The sequence below is a fragment of the Streptomyces sp. NPDC001070 genome, from assembly GCF_053598835.1.
The window spans coordinates 132,086-155,283 of the sequence record NZ_JBSFLB010000026.1; the positions used below are offsets into that span (position 1 = coordinate 132,086).

The following is a 23,198-nucleotide window of genomic DNA, read 5'->3' on the forward strand; positions in this document are numbered from 1 at the left end:
GGCCGGGCCCAACGGCCCGGCCCGCCCCACGACCTTGGAGTACCTGATGACCGCACAGCCCGTGGAAACCGCAGAAGCATCCACACCGTCCCTGTGGACGGCCGCGCACGATGTCGACGCACGCCGGCCGCGCTCGTTGCAGCGGCAGCTCGGCGCCTCCGACACGGTGTGCGAGCGCCGCGCCGCCTACATCCTGTTCGGGACCGCCCCCACCGACCAGTCCGACAAGCGGGCCGCGATCCTGGGCACCTACATCCACGAGGGCCTGCTGGGCGCCGCCCGCAGCGAGTACGGCTGGCTGGTGGAGCGCGCCGTCGCCGACGACACCATCAAGGGCCACATCGACGCCGTGCAGCTCGATGCGGCGACCGCCGCCCGCGTCCCCGCCCGCCACCGCCCCAAGGTGGCCGCAGAGCGCGGGGTGACGGTGGAGGACGTCAAGACCAAGACGACGTTCCTGTGGGACAAGGTGCGCCGCTACGGGCCCACCGCCGCCGAGCTGCGCCAGGTGTACCTGTACGCCGACATGCTGCGCACGACCGGTTTCGAGGACGTGCCCGGCCAGCGGTACCTGGCCAAGCTCGGCCCGCTGGACGTCGAGCGGATTCGCTTCCGCTTCGTCAACCGCGACAACGGCGAGGAGCACGTCCAGGAGTTCGCGTTCGACCCGATGGAGGCCACCCGCGCCCGCTGGTGGGTGCAGCGGGTGCGGGAGCTGAACAGCCCGGAGGAGGGGCGCCGCGACTTCGACGGGCCGGGCCTGGACGCCATGTGCGACTACTGCCCGTTCGTCACGGCCTGCTGGGGCCTGCCCGACCCGCCCGGAACGCCCGCGCAGACCATCCTCATCCACGACGACGCCGACCGGGCCCAGGCCCTCGCGGACTACGTGCGCGGACACGAGCTGGAGACCGAGGGCAAGAAGGTCAAGAAGCTTGCCCGCGCGAAGGTCGACACCTCGCCGGCGGGCGTCTACGGCAAGAACGAGCTGTCGTGGGGCGGCAACAACGCCAAGTGGGACCTGGACGTGCAGGCGATGGTCGACGTGCACGAGGAGGCGGGCATCCCGGTGCCGATGGTGCCCGACGAGGACCGCATGGTCGCCAACTTGAAGGCGGCGGGCCTGGCCGTCCCGGAGAAGCGCAGCGCGCAGACCACGCCCAAGACCATCACCGTGCGGCCCTTCAAGGCCTGATCGGACTGCCGCCGCCCGCCCCCTTGTCGGGGGTGGGCGGCGGTGCCCGTGGAGGGAATCTTGCGTTGTCCATTCAACTGATGGTCGCCGCCGCGTACCTGCCGAAGGATGTGGTGACCCAGGGCCAGAAGCTGGCGCTGATGAAGATCTGCGACTCGGCCGACGACGAGACGCGCTTGTCCCGGCCGGGCATGCGGCGTCTGCGCGCGTGGGTCGGCGTGGGGGAGAAGCGGTGCACGACCATCGTCACCGAGCTGGTCGCTCTGGGCCTGATCGAGCGCGTGGAGACCGGCAAGCTCGGGCGCCGGGCGACGTACCGGGTCTTCCCGATGGGGGTGCCCCCGCTGCCGTCCAACGACGAGTTGGACGCCCGTTTCCAGGCCGAGGATGCCGCGCCGAAGAACGCGAACAAGGCCCGCTCGGGCGTTCCTCGCGCGGCACCTTCCAGGCCGGCGATGACCCACGAGGACGTCGACGCCCGACAGTTGGCCGCCGGCGAGGGCGTGAGGGAGGCAGGGTTCCACCGGTGGAACCCTGACGAGGACGAGGCCAGGGTTCCACCGGTGGAACCCACAACGTTCCACGGGTGGAACCCTAAGGGTTCCACCGGTGGAACCCCTTCTCTTCCTTCTTCTTCCTATGTCCTTCCTAACCCCCCTACCCCCGCGGCTGACGCCGCAGGGGAGCCTCGCGGCTGCCCCAAGCACTCCACTCCCGCTGCCAGTTGTCGCGGCTGCGGAACCAACCCGCGCGCCGCGCGCGCCGCCGGCGAGCGGCAGAGGGCGGAGACGCAACGGCTGGCCCAGCAGGACTGGCTGCGCGGCTACCAGGCGGACCTGGACGCCGCTCGGCAGGTCGCGGAGGCGCGGCCGGGGGATGTGCAGGCGGCGCGGGAGTTGGCCCGCCAGCTGGCCCGTCAGGGCCGCGAGAGGGGCCACGAGGCCGCCCCCCCCGGAAAAAAATCTTGACCCCCACGTGAGGACCGCTAGAATAAGAGGAGCAGGGGGAGGGCGGAACGGGCCCACCCCACGACGCGAGGAGAACCACATGAACCAGCAGCCGGCCGTCCACTACCTCGACGGCGACACCCGCGACGCGTACGACCAGACCCAGTGCCGGGACGACATCCGCGACGGCGACGTCCTGGTCGTCGAGTCCGAGAAGGTCGTCGGGTTCCTCGACAAGGCCTGGCCGGTCTCGATCACCGTGGCACACGGCGAGTTCCACGGCGACGGCACGGCGATCGAAGCCGCCCCCCGGTACGCCGACGGCCGCTACGCGGCCAGCATCGAGCGCGCCCGGCAGGTCGCCGTCGCGCTCGGCTTCCCGCTGGCCGCCAACGTTCACACGGCCTGAGCCCCCCGGCCCGGGCGGCGGACAACCCCGCCGCCCGGGCTCGGGTGTGCCACACCTTTCGACCGAACCTCACCTCTTGGAGGAATCGCATGGGCCACCTGCCCACCCTGCGCAGCGAGGACACGGACCGCCTGGTCCTGGACTCCGCCGCGCAGGCCATCCCCGTCCTGATCGGCCTGGCCCACGCCTGGCGTGAGGAACCGAAGGTCGTCAGCTCCCTGCTCGCCGATATCGCCGACCGCGACGACCAGGCCCGCGCCGAGGCGCACCTGGACGGCCTCGGCAGCGCCGAGCACGTCCGCGACCAGCTGGCCGACCAGCTCCTCGCCCACGCCGGCGGCGCCCAGTTCTGGCTTGACCGCGCGCGCGACCGCCACGCCGCCCACCAGGCGCGCCGGATCGCCGAGGAGGCCCGCCGGCTGGCCGACCGCCTCGACCGGCAGGCCCACCTGATCACGCTGCAGGTGGAGAAGGCCGAGCGGGAGCGCGCGGTCCGCGACGCGGCCGAAATGGCGCACCTGCGGGGCGTGATCAAGGCGGCGGGGCTGACCGCCGACTGCAGGCACTGCAGTTGCTGGGGGCACCACGCCAACGGCCTGCTGTGCCACCTGGGATGCGGCACCCCCGGTCACGCCATGACCGAGACTCCGAAGACCCCGCAGCCCGCTCACGCGGGCTGACCGCCGGCGGAACCGGGCGGGCGGAACGAAACCCCGCCCCCGGTTCCGAAATGTGCCACAACTCTGTACGGTACGTCTCACCTCTTGGAGATCATGATGAACCTTGCACCCCCTCCCGACCACGGCCGCACCGGTCAGCCCGAATGGCAGGCGCTGTGGCGGCAGTACGAGACGGTCACCATGCCGCTGCGCGTGGCCGGACTCGTCTGCGACATCGAGACCGCCGGCGGCCAGAACGTCCTGTACGTCAACCTGCCCGACGGCTCGCACCTGTCCATCGCCGACGACCACGAGCTGCCCACCCGCCTCGCCGACGTCAACGGCTGGCGGATCGTGCGCGGTCACGAGGACAACCCGAACCACAACGACGTGGCCTACGACTCCACCGCCGAGGGCGAGCACAGCCAGCACGGCGCTGACGTCGTCACGATGCTCGCCGCCATCGCCCTCTACCTGAAGTGCCTGACCGACGCGGACACCCGAAGCGCCGGGGTCAGGCTCGGCGAGCTGCTGCTGACCACCGCGCAGCGGTTCGCCGTCAGCTTCGTCGGCGTCAACGGCCAGCACGTCGGCAGCGGCCGGGTCCTCACCGGCCCCTTCGACAGCCACGAGCAGGCCGTCAAGGAGTACGGCTGGCAGACCCACCTCCTGCAGGACGACGGCTGGCAGATGGTCCACGAGCAGGGCGGCACCCAGTGGCCCCTGACGGTCTGGGTGCGCCGCGGCGTGCTGCAGGCGGTCTTCGTCAGCCGCCAGCCCCTGCTGTGACCACCGACCGCCACGGCCCGGCCCCGCACCCCGCGGGGCCGGGCCCCCGCCCTGCTGGAGAACCCGTGACCGACACCCAGGCCCCGGCCCCCGCCGCCTGCTTCTGCATCATCGCGCACCCCGTCACCCCCGAAGAGCGCGAGGAGATCGGCAAGGCCCTCGCCTACGCCCGCCAGATCGGCGACCTCGCGGCGCTGCCGCTGCTCATCGCCCAGCTGACCGGCTCCTGCCCCGCCCGCGCCTGACACCCCAGGCCCCGCGCCGCCACCACGGCGCGGGGCCCGACCTCTTGGAGAACACCCGTGTTGACCACCCTTCCCCGCGACGTCGACCTGACGTTCAACGACCTGCTCGCCGGCGCCGGCGGCTCCTCCTCCGGCCTCGTCGAGGCCGGATGGCGCGGCAAGCTCGCCATGAACCACTGGCAGACCGCGATGGACAGCCACGCCGCCAACCACCCCACCATCGAGCACCTGACCGCCGACGTCACCGGCTACCCGATGCGGTTCCTGCCCCGCGCCCTGCTTCTATGGGCCTCGATCATCTGCTTCAGAGCCGGGACGCAGATCCTCACCGACCAGGGCCTCAAGCCCATCGAGGACGTGAAGGTCGGCGACCGGGTACTCACCCACACCGGCCAGTGGAAGGCCGTCACCAAAACGATGGTGAACACCGGCCCCACCATGACCGTCAAGGGCCACGGCCACCCCGGCCTGGAAACCACCGCCGAGCACCCCTTCTACGCCCGCCGCAGCGCCCGCGTGTGGAACAACGAGATCCGCGACTACCGGCGCCAATACGAGGAGCCACAGTGGGTGCCCGCCGCCGAACTGGCCGGGCAGCACTGGGCCACGCCCCGCACGTTCGGTGAGCCGCTGCCCATACCGGCCGTGCCCGGACGGGGCGCGCAGTTCACCGAACGGTTTTGGTGGATGGTCGGCCGCTGGCTCGGCGACGGGTTCCTGACCCGCATCAACTGCGAACCGCAGCGCCTGCCCAAGCAGCCCCGGCTGCGGTCGCAGCCCGCAGGATCGCCCTGCGTCACCTGTGGCGAACCGGCCCGCCCCCACGGCAACTCCACCACCGGACGGGTCTCACCGTACTGCTCCGACACCTGCAAGCGCGCCGGAAGAAGGCCCCGCAAGCCCGGCAGCGAGCACAGGGTGTTCATCTGCTGCGGCCGCCACGAGGCCGAAGAACTCAGTGCCGCTTTGGACGCCATCGCCCCGCCGGCCGTGCCGAGAGCGACCGGTGGAGAGCTGCGCTGGACCCGCTCCAAGTCGCCGACGGCGGCCGTGTTCATCACCGCCCACCAGGGTCTCGCACAGTGGCTGGAGGACAACTTCGGCCGCCACGCCGGCGGCAAGCGGCTGCCCGCGTGGGCTTTGACCATGCCCGAGCAGTGGCGGCGTGCCCTGCTCGACGGCAACGTGTCCGCCGACGGCAACCTCCACCGGGGCACCGGCACCACGGTCCGCTGCAGCACTGTGTCCAAGCAGCTCGCCATCGGGATCCGGCTGCTCGCGGTATCCCTCGGACACGTCGCCACCTTGTACCTCAGTGACAAGCGCACCAGCGGCGTCATCGAGGGCCGCCAGGTCACCATGCGGCCCACGTGGACGGTCGCGTGGACCGTGGACCCGTCCCCGGCCCACGCCCAGCACATGACCGACGAGCTGCACCTGTGGACAGCTGCGAAGCAGGTCAGCCCCGCGCAGGAGTCCGCGACGGTCTACAACCTGTCGGTGGCCGACGACGAGTCGTACATCGCTGACGGCATCGTCGTCCACAACTGCACGGAGGTGTCCCCGGCCGGCGGCCGCGTTCACCCCACCGACCAGCTCGACCTGTTCCAGGTCCTCGACCAGCTCGGCGGCGACGATGACGCCGAGTCCTGGAAGGCCCTGACCCCGGACGCATTCGAGCGGACCCGGGCCACCGCCTGGTGCGTGGTGCGGGCCTGCGAGGCGAAGCGGTTCCCGTACGTCGTCATCGAGAACGTCGTCGAGTTCGCCCTGTGCTGGGTCCTGTTCAAGACCTGGGTCAAGGCCATGACGGAGCTCGGCTACGAGGCCCCGCAGATCCTGTGCGCCACCTCCGCGCACGTCGGCGACGACGACAACCCGCGCGCCCCGCAGTGGCGCGACCGGATCTACCTCGTCTTCCGCCTCAAGGGCATGCCCAAGCCGGACCTGGAGCCCCGACCGCTCGCGCACTGCTTCGAGTGCGGCAAGGACGTCCGCGCGAAGAAGGCGTGGTTCACCCCCGGTGTTCGCATCGGCAAGTACCTGCGCGACTACAACTACCGCTGCCCCAACACGCGCTGCCGCCACGTCGAGGTCGAGCCCTACGTGTGCCCGGCCGCCTCCGTCATCAACTGGGACGACCTCGGGCAGCGCATCGGCGACCGCAAGAAGCCGCTGGCGGACACCACCTTGGACCGCATCCGCGCGGGCCTGACCAAGTTCCCCCACACCCCGTCCTCGATCACCCTCAACCACGGCAAGGACGGAACCGACCGGGCCTACGCCGTGGGCGAGCGCCCGTTCTCCACCCGCACCATCAAGCAGGGCGACGCACTGCTCGTGCCGACAGGCGGCAGCTGGAACACCACGGCGAGCGACGTCGCCGACCCGATGCGGGCCCGGCTGACCCGCGAAAGCGAGGCCCTGGTCACGGTCGTCCCCGAGCCGTTCGTGATCACCTACCGGCAGAACGCCAACCCGGCCCTGGCCACCGAGCCGGTCACCGCCGTCACCGCGCAGGGCAACCATCACGGCCTGGTCGTCCCCGGCGGGGCGGTCCCCGCCGAGCTGCGCAACACGCTGGTCATCCCCTACCGCAAGGCCGCGGTGAAGACGGCCGGCGAGCCCGTCCACACCCTGTCCACCCGGGACTCCGCCGCCCTGCTGCGCTCCGCGCCCGCGATGGAGGACTGCCACTTCCGGATGCTCAAGCCCCGCGAGCAGCTGGGAGCCCAGCGGTTCCCCGACCGGTACATCGTCATCGGCACCCAGGCCGAGCAGACCATGCAGGCCGGAAACGCGGTGTCGGTGAACGTCGCCCGGCACATCGGCGAGCGCATCAAGGCCGCCCTGTAGCCGCCCGGCAGGCCAGGCCCCACCCGGCCTGGCCGCCGCCCCTCCCCCACCCCACGCCACGTTTCTGGAGACCCCTGTGACCACCACCTACCACCGGGCGGAAGCCGCCCGGCTGCTGGCCGAAGCCGAAGCCGTCTACCGCAACGGCGCCACCGTGGGCGGCGCGGCCCAGCCCCAGCAGATCGCCTTCGGCGAGGAGCCCGCCGACCGGGCGCTGCGCATCGCCGGACTGCTGACCGCCATGGCCCACGCCCACGCCGCTCTCGCCCCACCCCCGGCCGACGACGGCCGGATGTGGCTCGCCTCGCACTCCGGTTTCTCGCTGGGCTACTACACCAGCCGCGAGGCCGCCGTGGAGCACTGCGAGAGCCACGCCCGCCACATCCAAGGCCTGCAGGAGGACCTGCAGTGGGTGCCCGACGAGGACATGCCCGAGGACCGCATGGAAGCGGCCACCGAGGCTGCCGACTACACGGTCACCGCCATCGTCGCCAACCGCTTCTTCGACCCGGAGGCGGAGCTGTGAGGCCCGACTGGACCACTCGCGCACCCTGCCGCGGCAAGGACGGCTTCGCCCCCAGCGAGGACCACTGGCGCAACACCGCCGAACTGCGGCGCCTGTGCACGGCCCAACTGGGCTGCTGCAAGCCGTGCCCGTTCCGCGCCGAGTGCATCGCCTTGATCAAGCCCGTCCAGGTCCTGTTCGACGGCATCGCCGGCGGCCGCCTCTGGTGCAACGGCGAGGTCATCGACTCGCTCGACGTCGTCAGCGACGAGGAGCTCGCCGAGCCGAAGCTGCGTGCCTCCTGCGGCACAGAAGCCGGAGCCCGCGACCACAACCGCCACGGCGAACGGGCCTGCGCCTCCTGCCGCCAGGTGGCCCGCCAGATCTCCGCGCGCCGCAAGGCGGAGAAAGAGACGGCCCAGCAGCTGGAGCTGTTCGTCCCCGCCGCCTGACCCACATCCCACCGCCCCGCCCCGCCCCCTGGAGAGACGACCGTGACCCGCACCACCACCCGCCCAGTGCGCCAGGCCCTGCAGCCGCTCATCGCCGGAGCTGTCCTGGCCACCTCGCACCCCGGCCTGGAAGCCGACGGCATCGAGGTCGACCACGTTCACGCCGGCGGCCAGCGCACCGTGGGCCTGCGCGTGTTCCTGTACTACCCCCGCCCAGGCGTCTTCGAGCTGTGGGCTGCCGAGGCGATCGGCGCCCCCAACCTCGGCGTGGCGAAACCGACCAGCCGCACCGGCGAACTCAGCCGCACCGTGACCGGCCGCGTCGAGACCACCCCCGTGGAAGTCACCTGCGTCCGCGCCGAAGACGCGCCCGGCGGCCCGAAGTGATCCGCACCAAGAACCGGGCCTGCACCGGCAAGAAGCGCCACGACACCCATCAGGAAGCCGTGGAGGAACGCGACCGGCTCACCGCAGGCGGCGCCGTCCGCCTGAACGCCTACCCGTGCCGCAACCGCACCTGCGGCGGCTGGCACGTCGGCCACCTCCCCAAGCCCCGCACCACCCGCTGACACCCCAAGGAGAACCCCGTGAACGACATCACCGCCCTCGGCGCCCGCCTCGGAGAGCGCGCCGCCAGCTCGTGGCAGGAAGAAGCCGCCGTGTGGCTGCTGGCCACACACGGCCACTGGCTGGGCGAGCTGCAGCGCACCCAGCTGGTCATCGCCGACACCGACGGCCAATCCCGCATCGCCTGGCGCCAGGTCGCCTCCGCGTGCCTGACCGCCGCCGACGGCCCCCTGATCGGAACCCTCTCGGAGTGGCAGGTCCTGCGCCTGGCGTGCGTCCTGACCGGCCGCCACGCCCTGTCCCTGGCCGACCTGAACTCCCTGGACGAGACCAACAAGCGCCTGGCCCTGCACGCCGTGGCGTGGGCATCCGGCGGCCGCACATGGGCCGACAGCCTCGCCCTCCTGCCCGTCTGACCCAATCCCCTCAAGCCGGCCGCGCCCGCGGGGTGTCCACCAACCCCCGCGGGCGCAGGCCAAACCCCACGTCAAGGAGCACAGCCCCCTATGGACACCTCTCGCCGCGCCGAACTCGCCATGGACGTCCTGCGCAACGCCGCCAACGACGACCACGAAGAGGCCATGCGGCTGATGGCCGAGATCGCGCAAGGCAGCGACGGCCAGCAGATGTACGGCGTGTGCTGCGCCCTGGCGGAGACCGGACGGCAGACCCTCATCCGCGTGTACGGTCACCCGTCTCCCGAGACGTTGTGGGTGCTGGTCGCGCCCGACCCGGCCGACGGCCCCCGCCACCCCGCGCACACCTTCGCCCTGCGGTTCATCACCGCCTTCCTCAACGGCGACACGGCGACCTGTGAGGCCCTGTACGCCACGGCCGCACGCGCCAGCAGCGAGGACTGGGCGCACTCCGTCACCGCGATCGTCGGCTACGTCGCCCGCCTCGCTCAGATCGAGCAGGAGGAGCTGGCCGCCGCCGAGGAGACGCCCGCCGTCCACCCGCACTGACCCCTCAAGCCGGGCCGTGCCCGCGGGTGTCCACCACCCCCGCGGGCACGGCCCACCCAACCGAAGACAAGGAACCCACCCGTGCAGGTAGCCCTGTTCGAGCCCGAACCGCCACCCCTGCCCGACCTCGCCGACGCCGACCTCATCCTGGCCAATTCCAGCGCGGGGAAGGACAGCCAGGCGATGCTCCACCACGTCGTGCAGCTCGCCGACGCCGCCGGCGTCCGCGACCGCGTGCAGGTCGTGCACTGCGACCTCGGCGACGTCGAATGGCCGGGCACCCGCGACCTGGCCGCAGCCCAGGCAGCCGTCACCACCTCGGGTCACCGTCTGGTCTCGATCATTGAGGACAGCTTCTGTCGGGGCGCTTGCGGTAACTGTCAGGCCACCGCGCCCTCCCGTCCCCCGCGACGGCTGGCCCGGCGGGTACACACGCGGCTTCTGATGCTTCTCGATATCGCGGCCCGGTAGGGATCTTTCGGGCGGGCGGCGCCCGGCCTTATCGTGAGAGGGCCGGACACGGAGGGCTGGAGGGGGCTGGACGATCTGAGCGTTCCGTATGAACTGGTGAGTACCGCCGCGTGGGCCGAGGCCGTTCTGCAGACCTTCCGATTCGAGGAGGGCGGTGACGGATGGGAGTTCGCAGGGGACTGCCCTCGGTGCGCGCACCGGACCGTGAAACGGCTGGATTCCGGTGGGATCACGACGTATCTAGGGCCGGGTTCCCGGGACGACGGCCAGGATCGGGTCGTCGTGCGGTGCGCCTGCGGGGCCGAGCATGCTGGACGTCCCGACGGAAGTAGGGGGTGCGGCGCCTATGCCGTCGTCGAGCTCGAATGGTCCTGAGCCGCGCCCGAGGGCGGTCGCCGCGCGCCCGGCGACACTAGAGGACCTGCGCTGGGAGGAGCGGGCGGCGGAGCTAGCGTTTAATGAGCTGCCGAACTTGCGGGCCGCGGCCGAGCGGTGGGTCGCGAGCCTCGGCGCGGTGATGAGTGTCTTCGGCGTAGTGCTGGTCGTCAAGGGGCCGGCCGACATCAGTAAGATCCAGAACGACATCGGCTACGTGCTGACGGGGGTCCTACTTGCCGGCGCGGCCACGGCCGCCCTCACCGCGATCACCCTCGGCGCTTTCGCGGCCCAGGGGACTCCACGCAGGGTCGAGACCTACTCGGGTCCTTACATCAGGGCCCGGTATCGGCGGGAGGCCCGGACCGCCGCCCGCCTGCTGACCTGCTCCCGGGTGGCCGCGATCACGGCGGTCGTCCTGCTCGGCGCGGCGATCGGCACGACCTGGTACGGGACCCCGCGCTCCCCGGCCGACCCCGTCCCCGCTGCGACGACGGAACCGGGCTGAGGGCGCGATGTCCGTACGGTTCGGTCGCCACGGGGGGATCTGCTTCCTACTCGATGACGAGGGCGCCATTACCGGAATTAGCGACAGCCAGCACGCTCGCGACCCCGTCCAGTTCCGAGAGACCGCACCTCCCCACGCGGGTGACACGGATTGCGTCACCACGAAGGGCCACTCGTGGGCAGGTCAGCTGGGGCTCGAGACGCTCGAACCGGAAATCAGCCAGGGACTGGAGCGGCTGGGCCTGCCGTATCGAGCAAATCCGATGGCCTTCGAAATGGAACGGAAGGTCTCGGCGGGCATCGAAAAGGAACTCCGCAAGGAGGTCAATGGCGAAACCGCTCCCCGGCACCAGCGCAATCTGCTCTATCAGGAGCTCGACGGCGCCGACGCGGTCGCGGCGGTCAAATTGACCTACTCCCTGGAGCGGCCCCACCGATGGGAGGCTCACTGCCCGGGTCTGAGCGCGGAGGCGGACGGCGGATACCTCCTTCCTAGCGGGCTGCAGGTGTGGATTTCGGCCGAGCAAGAGGTTCACGCGCACGGCGACCGCCTCTGGATTGACCTGCCAGCTGGCGACCACGTCGTCCTGCTGGTAGTGCGGGGCGGAGTCCCGGGCCTCCAGATCGACCGCACCGCGCTGCTCGTCCGGCCCGGCGACGCTGCCGCTACGGCGGCCGCCCATCTGACCTCAGGGGACCGCTTCGCCGTGGTGCTCCCCGTCGCCTCGGACAGCGAGATGGCCGAGGCGGGGCGGCTGCTCGCCGATCTGGGCATCGGCCGGGCCGTCGTCGTGGACACCCTCGCCGGCTCGGCCGATTTGCTCGGTCTTGAGCAAGAGTGCGTCGTGACGATCGGCACCGGGCCGGATGACTGGTACCGCGGGGTCGCTGCGGCTCTGTCGCCGGACGCTCCGGCAGTCCTGATCGACGGGGATCCGGCACAGGCTGTCTACGAAAACCTGTCCACCACCAAGCCAATCTCCGGCCTCGTGGTGTGTGACTCGCCCGAGCCATGTGTCCGGGTCATCGCCGCCGCCTATGCAGCACGTGCTGGATACGCCCTCGAACTCCTCGACATCGACGAGGAACCCGTACCTCCGCCGGACTGGTCGGCGGCGCATCCAGAACCCCTGGAGATCAGGATCGAGCGGTACCGGGTGGAGCTCGCCCGGCAGGCCGAGCAGCTGATCGCACCCCACCTGCCCGCCGAACCCCCGGAACGCGCCGTGGCCTTCACCCGGGGCTTCGCCTACTCGCTACTGCCGGCCGGGGACGGTCGGTGGGCCGACCAGGTGGAGACCGGGACGCTCCCGGATGCTCAGGCGCCGGCGCTATTGCTGCGGTCGCTCAATCGGCAGAGTGCCCCCGTCCCGAGGTTCGGCGCGTCCCTGATCGTAGAAGCGTTTGACAGCGGGGAGTCCGGTCTCGAGGGCATGCGCGCCGCCGCGGCGGCTACAGCGGCTCGGCCGGTGGGACTGCGCGGCACGGAGGCGACCAAGGAGTTCGTCAGCGGTACTGCGGGTGGGCTCCCCGCCGAGCTGATCATGCTGACCTGCCATGGCGAGGCCGACTTCGTCGAGCTCGCGGACGGGCCGCTCACGGCGGCGGAGGTCGCGGCCTGGCGGCTGCGCCGCGCTCCTGTCGTGGTGAACAATTCGTGCGGCAGCCGCCACACCACCGGCGCAGCCTTCGTGACGGCCGGGGCCCGGGCCTACATCGGCACGCTCTGGCCCGTCCGGGCGATGGCAGCGGGACGGATCTGCGCGGCCCTGATCGGTGCCCTGACCTCCGCCGCGGAGGTCCCGATCGGCGGCGCGCTGCGACAGGCGATTGGCGCGAGCGACCACGTCCCCTATGACGACCGGTATGCCTATGTCCTCGTCGGCCTGCCCAGCATGCCGGCCCGGCTGGCTCCGCTCATCGACGACCGGCAGCGCTGCGAGATCGCCGAGTACGGCCTGCCGATCGTCTATGCCCTCGCACAAGACCTGATCCGCTCCGACCAGCTCACCACGGCGGCCTTCATCCGCGAGCGGGTTGCACGCGCCCTCGCCGACGACCTGCGCGCCCACGCCGAGGCCGACCCGTCCGCGGCGTTCGAGGTGCACAACCTCGTGAACGGACGGCAGCTCCCCGCGCTCCTAGCCGACTACGACGTGAGCTACTGGGCGACGCTGGCCGCGACGGGACGGACCACGCTGAGCGAAGTCATCGCCGCCCACGAGAGGGCACTGCGCTCATGGGAGGACGCCCTGGCCGACGACACGCGGCTGACGGCGGTAAAGAACCGATGGCGCTCGGTCGTAGAGCATCTGGCAGCCATGACTGATCTCCTCGCCCGGGCAGGACGCCTCGAGGACGGCTGGCGGACGGTACTGCGAACCGCCGCGGTCCTGACCAATCCTAAGGAACCCGTCCCCGACGAACCGCCTGACATCGACGACGATGCCCTTATCAAGGCGGCGGCGAAGCTGAAGCGGCCCGCCGAATTCCTCAACACCGCAGCCCTCATCGCGGACCGGACAGGCCGTCCCGCCGAACCGATCTATCTGGGCGCGCTCCACCACGCCCGCAACCCTGGCGACGAGGGAAGGATCTGCTCGAACCTGGCCGCGCTCTACCGGGCCGCCGGCCGGCTCGACGAGGCAGAGGCTGGCCTGGAGGCGGCGCTGCCGCTGCTGATGACGGCTGGCGACGAACGCAGCGTCGGCATCACCCGCGCCCAGCTCGCGCTGCTCCGACTCAACCGGGGCGACGCCGCGGCCGCCGAGCGGATGGCGCGGGAGCTCGCCGAATCCCTTCCTCCGGAATCCGGTGGCGCATGGTGGGACGCCGACCTCGCCCTCATCCAGATCCTGCACGCCACCCGGCGGTACGCCGAGGCCGCCGTCCGGGCCCGGGAACGCCACCGGATCGCCTGCGACCTACGGGACCCGGCCCTAGCCTGGGAGGAGCTCCGGATGTACGCCGAGCTCGGTCTGAGGGCCGCGGCCAGGGGATCCGATCATGCGCTGGGCACGGGGGTCGTCGACGCGGCGACGCGGACCCTGGCGGAGTTCCCCACCGGGCCACCCTCGCTGCGGGCCGAGCTCGTCAAGATCATCAGCACCCACCGGATCCCGCTGGCTGCCGCCCTGGGCACCCGGCGGAACCTGCTCATCGACGTGCTGACGGGACTGCGGGCCGACGGGACATCGGCAGCCGAGCGCCGGGACCTCCTCGCCCGCGCACGGTCGGCCGACGAGTGCGCCGTCGTGGCCGGGAGCGGGCCGTGGGGCCGCGAATGCCATGTCCAGATCATCGGCGACCGCACTCAATCACTGATCTTGGACATTCCGCCCAGGACACTCGTGCCGCCCGTCTACATCCGCTACCCGACACGGGAGCACGACGCGCCCACCGACGCCTTCGTGATGGACGTCGACTGCTGGACCAGGGTCCCAGGCGAGGTCGCCTACCGGTACGACGGAATCCCCGGCCAGATCGTCATCGACAAGAACGGGTTGGTTCGGCGGGCTGGCCGAGGGCACCGGTATCGCGACGTCTGGGGTAGTCGGCGCTTCCTTTACCTCGTCATGGTGACACTCCCCGAGGGTGCGGTCCTGACCAGGGCAGATGTGCGGCGGCACGCCGGATCGTCCGTCCCGGACGTCCGGCTCGGCAATTCTGGAGACTCTCAGCTCCTGATCATCGGGCCCGGCCCCGGTACCTTCGCGCCATGGCTGGCAACGGTGACCTTGTGGTATGAGACCGCAGGGTGAGCTCGAACAGGTCGGCGAGGTCGGAGACCAGTCCGCATCGGCCAGCTGGGCAGGCCTTCGGTGAAGTAGCCAGGCGTCCAGTTCGTGTGATTCTGGCTGCAGGTGGGCGTTCTCGAAGTGAAGCAGACACGGGCTTCCAAGATCATGGAGTTCTCCTGGCGTTGCGAGCCTGCAGGCAGGTTGTCCCGGGTGCCGCGGCAGCGCACGAACGCCCGCCACCCAGCGGCCCCGCCCCGAAGGTGACCGCCCGGTGTGGCTGGGCCGGAGATGACTGCCCAGCCACACCCGCGGCCAGCACGACCTCACCGGACCCGCCCCCGACGCGGATTCTCATCAGGAGCGACTTCGACCACCGATGATGCGACAGAACCCCTGATCAAGAGGGGATGACTCGATAGGGGCTCTGGACACATCGCAGAGCTGCAACGGGGGCCAGTTCGTTGTTGTTGATGCGGCGTCACCGAACAGACGGGCGGTGCCGACAAGGACGGCATGTCCGTCCACTCCTGCCAACGGGGGCGGTCCCCGGCCGGGATCGCGTGGCCCTTCCTCGCAGTTGAGGACACCTAGCCCGCCGAGTAGCCGGGGGGGTGCGACTCCCCCGGCTACTCGGCCACCTAGCCCTGCGACATGAGGCTGTGAATCTCAGTAGTTCGGAAAAGCCTGTCCTGCAGCTTCTGTGTGCTCGCCAACCAGGCCAGCCTGATCACCGCCGCCTGGTGATCGGCGTGGACCCGTCGCTGACGTGCACCGGCATCGCCGGCGACGGCTGGGCCGACGCGCTGCGGACCAAGGCCTGCGGCCACCAGCGCCTGGGCTGGCTGCGCCGCGAGATCCGGGACCGCACCCGCCTGGCCGACCTGGTGGTCATCGAGGGCGCGGCGTACGGGCGCGGCGGGCAGGCCGGGCATCACGAACTGGCCGGCCCGTGGTGGATCCTCACGCAGGACCTGTACGACCGTGGCATCCCGTACGTGGTGGTGGCGCCGGCCTCCCGCACCATCTACGCCACCGGCAGCGCCAACCCGGCCAAGGACTACCCGAAGGAGAAGCGGGCCCGCATCACCAAGGGCATGGTGTGTGACGCGGTCGCGCAGCGGTACGGCATCGAGTGCACCGGCCCCGGCAAGTACGACCAAGCCGACGCGTTCATCCTCGCCGCGATGGGCCTGCACTGGGCCGGCTGGCCGCTCGCGCCGGTGCCCGACACGCACAGCCGGGCGCTGGAGGCCGTGCCGTGGCCCGACCACACGCCCGGCCAGCAGCCCTCTGACCTGCTGATATGCGAAAAAAATGCTTGACGTGGCCAGGCTGGCAGCTAGAATAAGAGGGAGCAGGCGAGGGGAAGGTCCCCCCGACGTACCGCGAAGGAGGCGCACGTGAAGGACGCCGAGGACCGCACGGCCGAACCGGTCGACGGCGAGTTCGAGGACTCGACGTTCGGCCGCTGGCTGGCGGCCCGGTCCGCCGAGGGAATCCGCGAGGCGGCCGGCAGCTGACCGCGAGGGCCTGGGGCGGGACACCGCCCCAGGTGTGCCACAACCCTTGACCAACGACCTCTTGGAGGAAGTCATGTTCGCAACCGACGTCGCCGACCGTCTCGCCGGGCCGTACACGCTGACCGGCGGTGAGGCCACCGACCGCCTCGCCGACGTCCTGCTCGGCGGCCCGGCCCTGCCGCGCCTGCTCGCCGAGCGGTACGAGTTCGGCACCGAGTCCGCCGCGACGGCCGCGCACGCGGCCGCCGCGGCGCTTCACGACACCTGGCAGTCCGCCGCCTACGGCGAGGACTACACCACGTGGATCCGCCGGATGCCCGAGACGCTGCTCAAGTGCCTCGTGGACCTGGCGGCCCGCGCCGAGGACGACGAGTTCGGCGCCGCGCACGAGCTGCGCATGGCGCGGCAGGTGCTCGCCGAGCTCGCCATCGTCATCCGCCACCGCTGATCCGCGTTCGGGGGCCGCCACCGCGACGGCCCCCGGATGTGCCACAACTCTCCGCCTGGAGGCATCCATGGACCACATCATCGGCCTGCTCGCCACCAACCTCGCCGAGCGGTTCGAGCAGGGCGTCGCGCGCATCGGCGACAACCTCTACGTCCGCTTCCCCGACGACCCGCGGGTCTTGAAGGTCGTGCTCAGCACGCAGGCCGTCGGCGAGCTGCGCGTCCAGCTCGTTGCCGTCGACCCCGAGCGCGGCCCGATCGACGCGGTCAGCGTCGTTCACACCCGCCCACAGAAGCTCTCGGACCTGCTGGAGCCGCTCGACGCGTTCCTGGGCGTCTGGTTCGCCTGACCCCTTCCCGGCCGGGGGCCGCCACCGCGGCGGCCCCCGGCCCACACCCATGAGGAGAGCCATGAGCACCATCCGCACCATCCAGGCCATCCGCCTCGACGCCGACGGCCGCATCACGGACCTCCAACTGCCCGCCGACGACGGCCTGTCGGCGGCGCTGCGCCTGGTCGTGGACGGCTGGGTGGAGATCGCCCACTACGGCCGCCCCGACGGCTCCCACCGCCTGTCGGTGGCCGTGGACGCCGACGGCTTCGCCCGGAAGAAGCCGCCGAACCTGTTCGCCACCTCGCTGATCAACGCCGTCCGCCTGCAGCAGCTGCGGCTGCCGCTGGTGGGCGACGTCGTCCTGCTGGGCTCCCTGGACCAGGCGCTGCAGCACACCGACGTGCCCGAGCCGGTGCGCCAGGTCCTGCCGCAGATCGTCGACGCCCTCAAGGCCCGCTACACCGCGGCCACTTCCTGACCTCCTGCCTCCCGCGCGGGCGGCCGGGCCCACCACGGGCCCGGCCGCCCCGCTCCCTTTTCACCCGAGAGGAAACCGTGAACACCTACGAGGCCCTGTACGTCCAGCCGGGCGGCCACATCGAGGACTTCCCCCTGGCGGGCGACACCGACCGCCAGCACCAGGCGATCGCCGGCGAACTCGACGGGCCGGTCACCGCCTGGCGGCTCGGCCGCCACCTGACCGTCCACGCCAACCCCGCCGCCCACCAGGCCCCCCGCAACCAGGTCGCGCTCAGCACCTGGCACGACCTGGCCGGCGCGCCCGGCCCGGACCTGCGCGGCCCCGTCATCGTCACCGGCGCCCCGGACCGCGACGGCCTGCTGCAGCCGCTGCCGCCGGCCAGCGCCGAGCTGGTCGCGCACTGGGCCCGCCTCAAGCGCGCGTTCGCGGCCGTCGCCGAACCCGAGGTGTCCGCCGCCCAGGCCATCGGCACCCGCGACCTGCAGTGCGACGCGCACGCCGTGCACCGCGACCGCGACAGCGGACGGTGGGCGTACGTCGTCCTGGACGGCATCGGCGACGAGCAGGACGTCCAGGACCACGTGCGCATGTGGGCGCCCGCCCTGGCCCGCGAAGCCGCCCGCTCGGGCGACCCGGCCGACGCGATCGCCCAGATCCGCGCCCGGATCGAGGCGCGGCTGCGGGCGCGGCGCTGGCACTACATGGACCCGGGCGCGGTCGCGGTCGTCGCCGTCCACGACCCCGCCGAGCCGGTGGTGCGCCTGGCCTGGTCCGGTGACGCCCGCGCCTACCGGCTGTCCCACCTGGGCACCTTGGAGCAGCTGACGAAGGACCACAACTGGGCGCAGCACCTCCTCGACGCCGGCCGCACCCCCAAGGAGTGGGACCACAACTCGGTGATGGCGAACCTCGAAGACGGCGACATCGGCACGGCCGAGACGCCGGTGGAGATCACCGCCCAGCTCCTGCTGTGCTCGGACGGGGTGTACCACCCGCTGGAGACCCACGAGCCGGGCCTGCTGGAGGCCATCGCCGAGCTCGCGCTGGACGCGAAGGACAGCGCGGCCTCGCTGGTGTCCGAGGCCCTGGCCGTGGGTCGCCGCCTCGACGAGAGGCGCGACAACGCGACCGCGCTCGTGGTCGCCTTCCCCCGCCTGACCGCCTGAAAAGTCCGGCCCACCAGGGCATACGCGCCGAAGGGTGGTAGAATAAGAGCAGCAGGGAGGGCAGGCCGCCCCCCAACCCGACCTCTTGGAGAGCAACATGACCACCGCTTCAACCCTCACGCCCCCGCCCCTTCCCGCCGGGCTCGACATCGTGGACATCGTCGACCGCCACGACGTCACCGGCGCCGACGTCCGAGACGCCACCGACCTCGTCAACAAGGCGATCGCCATGGCCTTCGAGGCCGGCGACTTCTTCCTCCCCAAGGACCGCGAGCACGGCCTGACCCACGAGCAGTTCACGCAGACCGCCTGCCTGTTCTACCGCTCACTCTTCGAGACCGCGCTGATCGCCAAGAGCCTGTGGCTCGTCGCCACCGACATCCACGTCCACATCGGCCAGATCAGCCGCTGACCCCCCGGCCCGGGCGGCGGGCAACCCCGCCGCCCCGACCTCAGATATGCCACAACGCTCGTTTGACCATCGACCTCTTGGAGACCCGCATGACCAACCTCGACCCGCCCCGCGGCCGCTGGATCGTCGCCTTCAACGACGAGCCGTACGGGATGCGCATCGTCGCCGTCGAGCCCGCCCCCCAAGACCAGGGCGCCTGCGACAGGCTGCGCATCGACCTGTGGGTCGCCTGCCTGTCCTCCTACGAGGTGGACGCCGCCGACAGCCAGGAAGCCCGGCGCACCGCCCGGCAACTGCACGACGTCGAGCGCATCCGCAGCATCCGCGCCCGCCGGCCCGCCTGCCCCTCTCGGCGCCGCCACGCCACCGCCGCCCGGCACGTGGACCAGGTCCTCGCCGTCGCCACTCAGGCCCTCAACAGCGCCGCGCGGGACCTGGACCTGACCAGTCAGGCCGTCCGGTACGCCGACGCCATGGCCACGGCCGCGCTCCGCGCCGGATACCAGCACCGGCCTTGGCGGCAGCGCGAGCTGACGTTCGAGCAGTACGCCGACCAGCTGCCGCTGACCGTCGCCTCGACCCTCTACCGGTACGCCGCGCTCGCGGCCGACGACCGCAACGACGAGGCCGTCGCGCTCCTCGTCAACACCCTCGCCGCCGCCACCTCCGACCTCTGACCCCACCCCGACCACCGGGCCGGGCCCCGCAACCGCGGGCCCGGCCCGGCCGCACCCCAAGGAGAACACCGTGCCCGACACCAGCAAGCCGGAAGCAAAGACCGCGCGCACCAGCCCGACCAGGCGCGAACTGCGGCAGATCGCCGAGGACACCGCCCAGCTCGTCCCCAGCGACCTCACGTCCCACGACGCCGACGAGATCGCCGCGGCGATCAGCGGCCTGACCGCCGCGGTGCTCTACCTCGCCGACACGATCACGCGCGCCAACGACCGCCCCTGACCCCGCTCCACCCACCCCTTGGGCCGGGCCCCGCAACCGCGGGCGCCCGGCCCCTTCCATGCCCGGAGGAATCCATGGCCACCAAGTCCATCCTTGCCCGCCCCACCGCGGACGGCGGCTTCGCCGGCCGCCACGTCCAGTGCGACGGCGACCCCGCCGGCCGCATCTTCACCCTCGGCTACCTGGTCTCCGATGTTCACCGCGGCGACGTCGAGGCCGCGGCCCGCGCCCTGCTCGACGAGCACCCCAACGGCTGGGTCAGCCTGCCCCGCAGGGGGAACGCGGGCGAGTGCTACTGCCACAGCGGCGACCACAGCGACCGCATCGACATGGGGCTGCTCACCCAGGAGGGCACCGCGGGCGGGCAGTACGAGTACGCCTACGTGCTCCACACCGACCTCCTCGCCATCTACGAGCCCAACGCCGAGGGCACCAACTGGGTCCTCAAGCGCCGCATCCTCTGGGCCGACCGGCAGCAGCGGCCCGTCGACAACCGCAAGATCCAGACCCGAGTCTGCATCGACGACTCGCTCGGCCCGTTCGATGCCGTAGTCGACCCCGCCAACCGGTGGAACGGCTGGCTGAAGCCCCACTTCACCCTCGACACCGCCCGCCGGATCGCCGCCCAGACACAGCAGGCGGCCGACGAGCGCGGCCACGACAGCGTCGACACCATCCACGTCATCGACGGCGGCACCCGCGCGGGCGAGCCCCGAGCGGTCGTCGTCCACGTCAGCTGGCAGTGGCACGACGAAGAGAACACCGGCGCCTCGATCATCCAGCCCAACGCCGAGGGCCTGTACAGCATCGGCGGCGGCGGATGGGGCTGGCACTTCGCCACCTGGTGGTGCGCCTGTGGAGCCCACTCGGACTGGCACGAGCTCCACTGCGAGGGCTGCGGCCTGCCCCGCCCGGAGGAAGCCTCCGCCCCCCTCACGGACGCGGAGGAAGGCCAGTGACGACCACGGCACCCGAGCCGACCGAAGCCGCCGACGAGCAGCCGGCCGAGGCCAGGCTCCCGACCATCGTCTTGATGACGCTGCGCACCTACCGCGTCGGCCCTGACGGCAAGGTCACCGACGAACAGCCGCTGCGCGAGATCACCAGCGCACAGAACCTCGCGCCCCTCGCGTCGCCCTGGGCCTGGCCGCCGTGTCAGTGCCCGCGCCACGCGCCGGGCCGCCACCGCACCGCGTAACACCGCCCACGCACGACAGCGCCCCGCCGCCCCGGCCGACCACGGCCCGGGCGGCGGGGCGCCCCCATGCCCACACCTCCAAGGAGCAACCGATGGACCAGCTCGACCTGTTCGCGCCCGCCGAGAAGACCCCGGCGACCTTCACCGCCCGCCCCGCGGCCGCACCCCGCCCGGCTGCCGCGCCGGCGCCTCGCCCCGCGCCCGAGCCCCGCCCGGTCGTGGTCGCCGACGAGGAGCCCGAGAGCCTGTTCGCCGAGGAGATCCCGGCGACGTTCACCGCCCGCCCCGCGCCCGCGCCCCGCCCGGCCGCCGCGCCCGCACCCCGCCCGGCCGTGGCCGCCGACGAGCCTGAGGGCCTGTTCGCCGACCCCCGGCCCGAGCTGCCGTCCGTGCAGACGCCCATCCCCGCGCCGCGCCGTATCGCGCCGCTGCTGATCGGCAACCCGCGCGACGCCGGGCAGCGCCTCGGCGAGGCCGTCGCCGACACCTGGCACGCCTCCAACTGGGGCGGGTACCGCATCGACATCCCCGTCAGCATCATCGGCGGCCTGGCCCTGTTCCCGATCAAGGGCCACAGCGAGGACGTCGCCCGCATCATCAGCAGCTGCAGCGACTACCAGCTCCTGCAGGGCTACCGCGAGATCTACGTGAACGCCTGGGCGCACCGGCCCGAGCTGGGAGCCCGCATGGCTCCGCTGATGGCCTGGCTCACCGAGGACGGCGTGCAGGAGAAGGCGCACGCGGTGCGCCGGGTGACCGACACGGCCCTCAAGTACGGCATCCTGCAGCTGACCGGCGACCCCGACCCCTACCACCGCTCGGACACCGACGTGATGTCGTGGACGATCACCTCGCTGCGCTCGCACGGCGCCCGCCAGGGCATGGGCGAGTACCACACCCCGCCCGAGCTGTGCGACATGATGGCCGCGATGAACTGCCCGGAGGCGCCGCCGAAGGGCCAGAAGTTCCACGAGCCCGCCGGCGGAACGGGCGGCATGTTCCGGGCCCTCGCCCAGCACCTGCGCCACCTGCAGTGCGACCCGGCCGACTACGAGTGGTGGCTGAACGAGCTCGACCCGCTCGCGGCGGCCGGCGCGGCCGTCAACGCGATCGTGTGGGGCCTGGGCCCGCGTGTGGTCATCGCCTGCGGCGACACCCTCGCCGACGGCGACCTGGCGAACCGGGCGGCGCGGGAGCGCACGCACCTGTTCGAGGAGCGCGACGAGATCCTGGGCCGGTTCGCGGTTGCCGAGGCGTTCCAGGAGGCGATGCGGCTCGCCGACCGGCTCATGACCAGGGCATAGGGTCTCTGACCTGCGGAAACGTCATTTTTTTCTTGCGTCCGGCGCTGAATGCCTGTAGAATACGAGGGATGGGCAAGGGGAGAGCCCGGGCCCACGATGCGAGGAGAACTGAATGAGCGAGCAGCCGATCAGCGCGACCGCGACCGTCTTCGACGGGAGCTGGAAGCTGGAGGTCACGCACGAGGACGGAAAGTCCATCGCGCGCGTCTGGGCCTTCGGCGCGCTGCTGAGCGTCACGACGCTGAGCCACGAGGACGGCAGCACCACCGCCGAGGTTCCTCAGACGTCCTGAACCGCCGTGCCGGGCGGCGGCGATCCACCGCCCGGCACATGTGCCACACCAGTCCACCGAAACCGCCGCAAGAGGAAGGCGGCCCATGTACCGCGCCGGCCAGCGCATCGCCCTCGTCCGCACCACCGACAACCACACCGAGCTCCGCCCCGGCGACGAGGGCACCGTCCGCTCCTTCAACCACGCCCTCCAGCAGCTCAACGTCACCTGGGACAGCGGCTCCCGCCTGTCGATGCTCCTCGACGACGGCGACGAGGTCCGCCGCATCGCCTAACCCCGCACCACCTCCCCCGGCGCCCCGCCGGCCCGGCGTCTATCTCGACCAGGGTCATGCCGAAGGTACCGGCCAGGACGCGGAACCACTCGTCGGCGGTGGACAGCTCCCGCTGCGTGCGGCCGGTGCC

Annotated in this window: 29 protein-coding genes; all 29 read left to right on the plus strand. The window is 71.8% G+C overall.

Annotated features, from left to right (window positions below):
• The first annotated feature begins 46 nt into the window (after positions 1 to 46).
• Positions 47 to 1,195 (plus strand): PD-(D/E)XK nuclease family protein, encoded by a 1,149-nt coding sequence (locus ACWDAS_RS29015; protein WP_450396767.1) that lies wholly within the window; start codon positions 47 to 49, stop codon positions 1,193 to 1,195.
• 65 nt (positions 1,196 to 1,260) lie between these two features.
• Positions 1,261 to 2,163, plus strand: a complete 903-nt coding sequence (locus tag ACWDAS_RS29020) for a hypothetical protein (protein WP_450396770.1) — start codon at positions 1,261 to 1,263, stop codon at positions 2,161 to 2,163.
• A 79-nt stretch (positions 2,164 to 2,242) separates the two neighbouring features.
• On the plus strand, positions 2,243 to 2,551 hold the full coding sequence (locus ACWDAS_RS29025; protein WP_450396773.1) for a hypothetical protein: 309 nt from the start codon (positions 2,243 to 2,245) through the stop codon (positions 2,549 to 2,551).
• An 89-nt stretch (positions 2,552 to 2,640) separates the two neighbouring features.
• Positions 2,641 to 3,231: a hypothetical protein gene (locus tag ACWDAS_RS29030; protein WP_450396776.1), complete on the plus strand. Its 591-nt coding sequence runs from the start codon at positions 2,641 to 2,643 to the stop codon at positions 3,229 to 3,231.
• Positions 3,232 to 3,327: 96 nt separating this feature from the next.
• Positions 3,328 to 3,999: a hypothetical protein gene (locus ACWDAS_RS29035; protein ID WP_450396779.1), complete on the plus strand. Its 672-nt coding sequence runs from the start codon at positions 3,328 to 3,330 to the stop codon at positions 3,997 to 3,999.
• 65 nt (positions 4,000 to 4,064) lie between these two features.
• Positions 4,065 to 4,244, plus strand: a complete 180-nt coding sequence (locus ACWDAS_RS29040; RefSeq protein ID WP_450396782.1) for a hypothetical protein — start codon at positions 4,065 to 4,067, stop codon at positions 4,242 to 4,244.
• 57 nt (positions 4,245 to 4,301) lie between these two features.
• Positions 4,302 to 7,100, plus strand: a complete 2,799-nt coding sequence (locus ACWDAS_RS29045) for a DNA cytosine methyltransferase (RefSeq protein WP_450396785.1) — start codon at positions 4,302 to 4,304, stop codon at positions 7,098 to 7,100.
• A 76-nt stretch (positions 7,101 to 7,176) separates the two neighbouring features.
• Positions 7,177 to 7,626, plus strand: a complete 450-nt coding sequence (locus ACWDAS_RS29050) for a hypothetical protein (RefSeq protein WP_450396787.1) — start codon at positions 7,177 to 7,179, stop codon at positions 7,624 to 7,626.
• Entirely contained in the window at positions 7,623 to 8,057 is a 435-nt protein-coding gene (locus tag ACWDAS_RS29055) for a hypothetical protein (RefSeq protein ID WP_450396790.1), read from the plus strand. Before ACWDAS_RS29050 ends, ACWDAS_RS29055 begins: the two co-directional genes overlap by 4 nt.
• A 42-nt stretch (positions 8,058 to 8,099) precedes the next feature.
• Positions 8,100 to 8,444, plus strand: coding sequence for a hypothetical protein (locus ACWDAS_RS29060; RefSeq protein WP_450396792.1), 345 nt, complete (start codon positions 8,100 to 8,102; stop codon positions 8,442 to 8,444).
• Complete coding sequence (locus ACWDAS_RS29065; RefSeq protein ID WP_450396794.1) at positions 8,441 to 8,626, plus strand: hypothetical protein; 186 nt, start codon at positions 8,441 to 8,443, stop codon at positions 8,624 to 8,626. Before ACWDAS_RS29060 ends, ACWDAS_RS29065 begins: the two co-directional genes overlap by 4 nt.
• Before the next feature lie 18 nt (positions 8,627 to 8,644).
• The gene (locus ACWDAS_RS29070; RefSeq protein WP_450396797.1) at positions 8,645 to 9,040 is read left to right on the plus strand and encodes a hypothetical protein; all 396 of its coding nucleotides are present in this window, start codon (positions 8,645 to 8,647) and stop codon (positions 9,038 to 9,040) included.
• A 90-nt stretch (positions 9,041 to 9,130) separates the two neighbouring features.
• On the plus strand, positions 9,131 to 9,589 hold the full coding sequence (locus ACWDAS_RS29075) for a hypothetical protein (protein ID WP_450396799.1): 459 nt from the start codon (positions 9,131 to 9,133) through the stop codon (positions 9,587 to 9,589).
• Positions 9,590 to 9,670: 81 nt separating this feature from the next.
• Positions 9,671 to 10,060: a hypothetical protein gene (locus ACWDAS_RS29080; protein WP_450396802.1), complete on the plus strand. Its 390-nt coding sequence runs from the start codon at positions 9,671 to 9,673 to the stop codon at positions 10,058 to 10,060.
• 472 nt (positions 10,061 to 10,532) lie between these two features.
• A complete protein-coding gene (locus ACWDAS_RS29085) occupies positions 10,533 to 10,943 on the plus strand; it encodes a hypothetical protein (RefSeq protein ID WP_450396805.1) in 411 nt (136 codons plus the stop codon).
• A 7-nt stretch (positions 10,944 to 10,950) separates the two neighbouring features.
• Positions 10,951 to 14,703 (plus strand): CHAT domain-containing protein, encoded by a 3,753-nt coding sequence (locus ACWDAS_RS29090; RefSeq protein ID WP_450396808.1) that lies wholly within the window; start codon positions 10,951 to 10,953, stop codon positions 14,701 to 14,703.
• A gap of 719 nt (positions 14,704 to 15,422) precedes the next feature.
• Positions 15,423 to 16,004, plus strand: a complete 582-nt coding sequence (locus ACWDAS_RS29095) for a hypothetical protein (protein ID WP_450396810.1) — start codon at positions 15,423 to 15,425, stop codon at positions 16,002 to 16,004.
• Positions 16,005 to 16,275: 271 nt separating this feature from the next.
• Positions 16,276 to 16,650, plus strand: coding sequence for a hypothetical protein (locus ACWDAS_RS29100; RefSeq protein WP_450396812.1), 375 nt, complete (start codon positions 16,276 to 16,278; stop codon positions 16,648 to 16,650).
• Positions 16,651 to 16,717: 67 nt separating this feature from the next.
• Positions 16,718 to 16,999: a hypothetical protein gene (locus ACWDAS_RS29105; protein ID WP_450396815.1), complete on the plus strand. Its 282-nt coding sequence runs from the start codon at positions 16,718 to 16,720 to the stop codon at positions 16,997 to 16,999.
• Between the two features lie 61 nt (positions 17,000 to 17,060).
• Positions 17,061 to 17,462, plus strand: a complete 402-nt coding sequence (locus ACWDAS_RS29110; RefSeq protein ID WP_450396817.1) for a hypothetical protein — start codon at positions 17,061 to 17,063, stop codon at positions 17,460 to 17,462.
• Positions 17,463 to 17,539: 77 nt separating this feature from the next.
• Positions 17,540 to 18,631 carry a PP2C family protein-serine/threonine phosphatase gene (locus tag ACWDAS_RS29115; protein ID WP_450396820.1) on the plus strand — a complete coding sequence of 364 codons (1,092 nt, stop codon included), beginning with the start codon at positions 17,540 to 17,542 and terminating at the stop codon, positions 18,629 to 18,631.
• 97 nt (positions 18,632 to 18,728) lie between these two features.
• On the plus strand, positions 18,729 to 19,043 hold the full coding sequence (locus tag ACWDAS_RS29120; protein WP_450396822.1) for a hypothetical protein: 315 nt from the start codon (positions 18,729 to 18,731) through the stop codon (positions 19,041 to 19,043).
• A 62-nt stretch (positions 19,044 to 19,105) separates the two neighbouring features.
• The gene (locus tag ACWDAS_RS29125; protein ID WP_450396825.1) at positions 19,106 to 19,720 is read left to right on the plus strand and encodes a hypothetical protein; all 615 of its coding nucleotides are present in this window, start codon (positions 19,106 to 19,108) and stop codon (positions 19,718 to 19,720) included.
• Positions 19,721 to 19,790: 70 nt separating this feature from the next.
• The gene (locus ACWDAS_RS29130; protein WP_450396827.1) at positions 19,791 to 20,000 is read left to right on the plus strand and encodes a hypothetical protein; all 210 of its coding nucleotides are present in this window, start codon (positions 19,791 to 19,793) and stop codon (positions 19,998 to 20,000) included.
• 74 nt (positions 20,001 to 20,074) lie between these two features.
• The gene (locus ACWDAS_RS29135; protein ID WP_450396829.1) at positions 20,075 to 20,959 is read left to right on the plus strand and encodes a hypothetical protein; all 885 of its coding nucleotides are present in this window, start codon (positions 20,075 to 20,077) and stop codon (positions 20,957 to 20,959) included.
• Positions 20,956 to 21,198 (plus strand): hypothetical protein, encoded by a 243-nt coding sequence (locus tag ACWDAS_RS29140; protein ID WP_450396831.1) that lies wholly within the window; start codon positions 20,956 to 20,958, stop codon positions 21,196 to 21,198. The genes ACWDAS_RS29135 and ACWDAS_RS29140 overlap by 4 nt, the downstream gene beginning before the upstream one ends.
• 92 nt (positions 21,199 to 21,290) lie before the next feature.
• Positions 21,291 to 22,502: an N-6 DNA methylase gene (locus ACWDAS_RS29145; protein ID WP_450396834.1), complete on the plus strand. Its 1,212-nt coding sequence runs from the start codon at positions 21,291 to 21,293 to the stop codon at positions 22,500 to 22,502.
• 112 nt (positions 22,503 to 22,614) lie between these two features.
• Positions 22,615 to 22,794: a hypothetical protein gene (locus ACWDAS_RS29150; RefSeq protein ID WP_450396836.1), complete on the plus strand. Its 180-nt coding sequence runs from the start codon at positions 22,615 to 22,617 to the stop codon at positions 22,792 to 22,794.
• Between the two features lie 85 nt (positions 22,795 to 22,879).
• The gene (locus tag ACWDAS_RS29155) at positions 22,880 to 23,068 is read left to right on the plus strand and encodes a DUF4314 domain-containing protein (RefSeq protein ID WP_450396839.1); all 189 of its coding nucleotides are present in this window, start codon (positions 22,880 to 22,882) and stop codon (positions 23,066 to 23,068) included.
• The last annotated feature ends 130 nt before the right edge of the window (positions 23,069 to 23,198 follow it).

What these genes read in the sequence shown, in the direction of transcription:
- ACWDAS_RS29100 (WP_450396812.1), top strand. Translation starts at nt 16,276, where the DNA reads ATGTTCGCAACCGACGTCGCCGACCGTCTCGCCGGGCCGTACACGCTG.
- ACWDAS_RS29015 (WP_450396767.1), top strand. Translation starts at nt 47, where the DNA reads ATGACCGCACAGCCCGTGGAAACCGCAGAAGCATCCACACCGTCCCTG.
- ACWDAS_RS29135 (WP_450396829.1), top strand. Translation starts at nt 20,075, where the DNA reads ATGGCCACCAAGTCCATCCTTGCCCGCCCCACCGCGGACGGCGGCTTC.
- ACWDAS_RS29030 (WP_450396776.1), top strand. Translation starts at nt 2,641, where the DNA reads ATGGGCCACCTGCCCACCCTGCGCAGCGAGGACACGGACCGCCTGGTC.
- ACWDAS_RS29145 (WP_450396834.1), top strand. Translation starts at nt 21,291, where the DNA reads ATGGACCAGCTCGACCTGTTCGCGCCCGCCGAGAAGACCCCGGCGACC.
- ACWDAS_RS29155 (WP_450396839.1), top strand. Translation starts at nt 22,880, where the DNA reads ATGTACCGCGCCGGCCAGCGCATCGCCCTCGTCCGCACCACCGACAAC.
- ACWDAS_RS29090 (WP_450396808.1), top strand. Translation starts at nt 10,951, where the DNA reads ATGTCCGTACGGTTCGGTCGCCACGGGGGGATCTGCTTCCTACTCGAT.
- ACWDAS_RS29110 (WP_450396817.1), top strand. Translation starts at nt 17,061, where the DNA reads ATGAGCACCATCCGCACCATCCAGGCCATCCGCCTCGACGCCGACGGC.
- ACWDAS_RS29035 (WP_450396779.1), top strand. Translation starts at nt 3,328, where the DNA reads ATGAACCTTGCACCCCCTCCCGACCACGGCCGCACCGGTCAGCCCGAA.
- ACWDAS_RS29150 (WP_450396836.1), top strand. Translation starts at nt 22,615, where the DNA reads ATGAGCGAGCAGCCGATCAGCGCGACCGCGACCGTCTTCGACGGGAGC.
- ACWDAS_RS29120 (WP_450396822.1), top strand. Translation starts at nt 18,729, where the DNA reads ATGACCACCGCTTCAACCCTCACGCCCCCGCCCCTTCCCGCCGGGCTC.
- ACWDAS_RS29105 (WP_450396815.1), top strand. Translation starts at nt 16,718, where the DNA reads ATGGACCACATCATCGGCCTGCTCGCCACCAACCTCGCCGAGCGGTTC.
- ACWDAS_RS29075 (WP_450396799.1), top strand. Translation starts at nt 9,131, where the DNA reads ATGGACACCTCTCGCCGCGCCGAACTCGCCATGGACGTCCTGCGCAAC.
- ACWDAS_RS29025 (WP_450396773.1), top strand. Translation starts at nt 2,243, where the DNA reads ATGAACCAGCAGCCGGCCGTCCACTACCTCGACGGCGACACCCGCGAC.